Origin of the sequence: Nitratidesulfovibrio liaohensis, from assembly GCF_011682075.1 — a bacterium.
Taxonomy (GTDB): Bacteria; Desulfobacterota; Desulfovibrionia; order Desulfovibrionales; family Desulfovibrionaceae; genus Cupidesulfovibrio; species Cupidesulfovibrio liaohensis.
Genome location: NZ_VSMK01000211.1, coordinates 1 through 4,585, shown reverse-complemented (window position 1 = coordinate 4,585; position 4,585 = coordinate 1). Strand labels below are relative to the sequence as shown.

Sequence of the window (4,585 nt, the reverse complement as noted above, 5' to 3'; positions counted from 1 at the left end):
CGCACGCACGGCATCCGCCGTATCGCCCACGCCGCGCCCGGACCGCACGGACCGCCCGGACCGCACGGACCGCCCGGACCGCACGGACAGGCCGAAAGCCACGTTCTCGTACACGCTGCGGCGCAGCAGGTAGGGTTCCTGCAGCAGCAGGGTCACCGAGCGGCGCAGTTCCGCCGTGCGCGCGGACGACAGCGGCCCCACCACTTCGCCCGCAAAGCGCAGCTCGCCCCGGCAGGGGGCGTCCAGCAAGGCCAGCAGACGCAGCAGGGTGGACTTTCCGCCGCCATTGGGCCCCACCACCCCGGTGATGCCCCCGGCAGCGATGTCCAACCGGGGCACGTCGAGCACGGTGCGTTCGCCGTGACGGCGCACCACGCCCTCCAGTTGATAGAGCGGCACGTGGCAGCGGGTGCACAGCACGCCGGTGCACGGCCCTTCGGTGTGCGCTGCCCCAGGGTGGATTTCTTCGGGGTGCGCTTCGCTGGCGGCGCCGTCCGCCATGTCACCCGCCCCCGCCGCAAGTGCATCATCAGCGGGGATATTGTGCTCGCAACTACCGGGAGACATCCGAGACACGCCTTTGTCTTCGCGTCCGTTCATCGTCCGGCCCTCCTGCGCAAGCCAGCCAGGAGCAGGTTCAGCAACAGGGCAATGGCCAGCAGCACCAGCCCCAGAGCAATGCCCAGAGCATAGTCGCCCTTGCCCGTTTCCAGCGCGATGGCCGTGGTGATGGTGCGGGTGTGCCATTTGATGTTGCCGCCCACCATCATGGAAATGCCCACCTCGGACACGATGCGCCCGAAGGCCGCCACCCCCGCCAGCATCAGATGGTAGCGGGTTTCCCACAGGGTGGCGAAGAGCACCTGGCGTCCGTCGGCCCCCAGGGTGAGCAGGGTCAGGCGCAGGCGCGCGTCGGCCTGCTCCACGGCCAGGGCGGTCATGGCCATGACGATGGGTATCCCCAGCAGGGTCAGGCCCACGGACATGCCGGGAATGGTGAACAACAGGCCCAGATCGCCCAGAGGCCCCTGCCGCGACAGCAGCAGGTACACCAACAGGCCGATGACCACGGTGGGAAAGCACAACGCCGTATCCACGGCGATGCGCACGGCCCGGCGGCCAGGAAAGTCGTGGTAGCCGATCAGAAACCCCAGCGGCGCGCCGATGGCCAGGCACGCGGCCATGGACATTCCCGACGCCGCAAGGGTGATCCACACGGCGGAAAAGGTTTCGGCGTCGCCAGCGGCCAGCAGGCGCAAGGCGGTGACGAAGCCGTCGAGCAGATAGTCCATGGGGCTGGGGTCTCCTTGCGGGGGACTCTAAACGCTGCCTTCCCTGCGGGCAACGACGGCGGACGAAAGGTACCGGACGAAAGGTACTGGGCGTCAGGCACGCGGGCATGCCCATTCCACCGTCGCCCGCGAAAAGGCGGCGGAACGGCACTGCCGCCCCGCCGCCGGGTATGCACAACTTCAAGAGGGTGCCGTCATGAGCAGGATTTTTGTTCTCTGCCAAGGCAGAATGCTTTTTTATGAAGGGAGTATACTTTTATGGTATTCGACCGGAATAAAAAAACATCCTGACACAGGCAGAGAGCAAAAAGGCGTACAGGACGACACCCTCAGGATTACTTGCCCGCGTTGGGCGTAAACAGCGGCTTTTCCATCAGCTTGAAGTCGGCGATGCGCTTCTGGGTGGAGGGGCTGGCCATCCACTTGGTGAAGGCATCGGCGAGGTCGGCCTTGGCCGACGGGCACTTGGCCGGGTTCACGGTGATGGAGCTGTACTGGTTGAACAGCTTCTGGTCCTTTTCCACCACGATGGCCAGCGGTCCGGGCTCCTTCAGGCCCGCCTCGTACTTGATCCAGGTACCGCGGTCGGTAAGGGTGTAGCCGCCCTTTTCCGCGCACATGGCGATGGTGCGCATCATGCCCTGCCCGGCCTCCACGTACCATTCCTTGCCTTCGGGCACGCCCACGCCGGTGTCCTTCCACAGGCGCAGTTCCAGCGCATGGGTGCCGGACTTGTCGCCACGGCTGAGGAACGGAGCCTTGCCGCCGGACAGGGTCTTCATGGCCTCGGCCACGGTCTTGCCCTTCACGCCCGCGGGGTCGGCCTTGGGGCCCACCATGACGAAATCATTGTACATCAGTTGGACGCGATTGATGCCGAAGCCTTCGCCCACGAACTTGGCCTCTGCCTCGGGATCGTGCACCAGCAGTACGTCCACGTTGCAGCTGCGGCCCATTTCCAGCGCCTTGCCGGTGCCGGTGGCCGTGAACTTGAGTTCGATGCCCGTTTCCTTCTGGAAGGCGGGGGCAAGATCGTCGAGCAGGCCGGTATCGGCGGTGCTGGTGGTGGTGGCCATCATCAGCACCTTGTCCGCCGCCATGGACTGCGCGGGCAACAGCACGGTGAACAGACAAAGAACGAGAAGCAGACGACGCATGGCATCCTCCGGGTTTGTCGTTGGCGTTGGTCGTTGTCGTTGGGTGTCCGGTCCTTCTCCAATGGGCTTCAGTGTTAGCAGCCCAAACTGTCACGAAACAAGTAGAAAACGTGCACAAGGATTGGCACCATCAATCCCGAATGACGACCAGAACAAACCCAAAAATACCATACCAATCCTGTAAATACCCAAACGAACCAAAGAAAACATGTTGAAAAAAACAGAACGAAATACCGGGCGCGGATGCAGGGGCAGGACACGTCCCCTCCAGCCCCTTGCGCCAGCATGTGCCCGGCCACCCGCGCCGCCGCCCGTGTACCTGCCGGAAGGTCGGCTGCCCAGAAGCCGCAACGGCATCGCCCCGCCCGGAAACACCGGAGCGGGGCGAAAAGACCGCCAGTGCCGACATGACCGGGGCAGCGGTATGATGCGGCGGATCCGCCGGTGCGTACCGTGCGATCCGGCAGGGCACGGACTACGCGCCCGCCGCGTCTCCTTCGTTGCTGCTCCCGCCCGGTGCGCCATCCTGTCCGCCGTCCGGCCCACCATCCGGCCCACCGTCTGGCGAATCAGGCATGCCGAATTCCAAAAGCTTGCGGTACACCGTCTGGCGCGAAACACCCAGCAACCGCGCCGCACGGGCCTTGTTGTTCCCGGCTCTGCGCAGGGCATCGGCCAGCAGTTCCGGGGTCAGCCGCAGACGGCGCCCTGCTTCCGCGCCGTAAGGGGCGTGTTCCTCGCCAACCCGACCGCCGTAGCCAGCGCCCTCCGGGCCTGTCGGCCCGATCGGCCCGACCGGCCCGACCGGCCCGACCGGCATGACAGGCCTGATCGGCATGACGGGCGGGGCAGGCATGACGGGCGAGACAGGCGAAACCGGCCCGCCCGATATCGGCGGCTCGGCTGGTGCCATCTCTCTTCCTCGTCCGATGCCTGCCAGGTTCACGGGCAAGCCGTCGGGATAGATGCCGGAATGGTTCTCGCCGTCGTGAATGGCTGGCGCGCTGGCGGGCTGGCCGTACGGCGGGCCACCGGATGGCCAGTCCCCTTGGGGGGGCCGTGCCATGCCATGGTCCATGCTCCTGCCCCCGGCCCGATCCCCGGCCCGATAAGCGCCCCATGCGTTGCCCGCCCCTTGCCGCTGCAGGTCCGTGTCGCAGGCAATGCTGCGCTGCACGGGGGCGGTGGTGGGTGACATGCCGACGGCGGCGCGCACTTCGGGCGGCAGGGCATCCACATCGATGACGTCGCCGCGCGACAGGATGAAGCCATGCTCCAGCGCGTGGCGCAGTTCGCGCACGTTGCCCGGCCAGGAATGCGCCATCAGTGCTTGCAGGGCAACCGGGGTCACCCCGGCCACGCGGCGATGGAAATGGATGTTGAACTGCTCCACGAAGTGGTCCACCAGCAGGGGGATGTCCGAGCGCCGGTCGCGCAGTGCAGGCAGGTGCAGTTCCACCACCCGCAGCCGGTAGTACAGGTCTTCGCGCAGCCTGCCGGAGCGCACCAGGTCCGCCAGGGGCCGGTTGGTGGCGGCGATGACCCGCACGTCCACCTTGACGGTGCGCGTGTCGCCCACCCGCTCGAACTCGCGTTCCTGCAACACCCGCAACAGTTTGAGCTGCACGGCGGACGAGACGTCACCTATCTCGTCCAGAAATATGGTGCCCCCGTGCGCCAGTTGGAACCGGCCCACCCTGTCGCGCACGGCGCCGGTAAAGGCCCCGCGCACATGGCCGAACAGCTCGCTTTCCAGCAGATGTTCCGACAGCGCCGAGCAGTTCACCTTGACCAGCGGCCCCAGCGCGCGCGGCCCGCCCCGGTGCAGCGCCTCGGCCACCAGTTCCTTGCCGGTGCCGGATTCGCCGGTGATGAGCACGGTGGTGTCGGTCTGGGCCAGTTCGTCCAGCAGGTGGAACAGCTCGGACATGGGCGCACTGCGCCCGATGATCTGGTTCATGCCCGCCCGGTGGCCCAGGGCCTCTTCCAGCCCGGCCAGGCGGGTGACGTCGCGCGCCACCAGCAGCGCGCCCAGGAATTCGCCACCTCCACCGGCCAGGGGCGCGGCCTCTATCTCGAACACCTGCTCGCGCCCGTCGGCCAGTTGGGCGGAAACCCGGCGCCGCCGCGAGGCCC

4 protein-coding genes are annotated in these 4,585 nt (G+C 66.8%); all 4 read right to left on the bottom strand.

Translation table 11 applies throughout. The annotated features are described in order from the left end of the window. Nucleotides 1–501, bottom strand: a 501-nt coding sequence (locus FVW27_RS08255; protein ID WP_243838299.1) for an ATP-binding cassette domain-containing protein, incomplete at its 3' end; no start/stop codon positions are given. A gap of 95 nt (nucleotides 502–596) precedes the next feature. Continuing rightward, nucleotides 597–1,292, bottom strand: coding sequence for an ABC transporter permease (locus FVW27_RS08250; RefSeq protein WP_167124243.1), 696 nt, complete (start codon nucleotides 1,290–1,292; stop codon nucleotides 597–599). A gap of 335 nt (nucleotides 1,293–1,627) precedes the next feature. Continuing rightward, nucleotides 1,628–2,449 (bottom strand): ABC transporter substrate-binding protein, encoded by an 822-nt coding sequence (locus FVW27_RS08245; RefSeq protein ID WP_167124241.1) that lies wholly within the window; start codon nucleotides 2,447–2,449, stop codon nucleotides 1,628–1,630. A 475-nt stretch (nucleotides 2,450–2,924) separates the two neighbouring features. Beyond that, nucleotides 2,925–4,585 (bottom strand): sigma 54-interacting transcriptional regulator (locus FVW27_RS08240; RefSeq protein WP_167124239.1); only part of this gene is annotated, 1,661 nt, incomplete at its 5' end.

What these genes read in the sequence shown, in the direction of transcription:
- FVW27_RS08250 (WP_167124243.1), bottom strand. Translation starts at nt 1,292, where the DNA reads ATGGACTATCTGCTCGACGGCTTCGTCACCGCCTTGCGCCTGCTGGCC.
- FVW27_RS08245 (WP_167124241.1), bottom strand. Translation starts at nt 2,449, where the DNA reads ATGCGTCGTCTGCTTCTCGTTCTTTGTCTGTTCACCGTGCTGTTGCCC.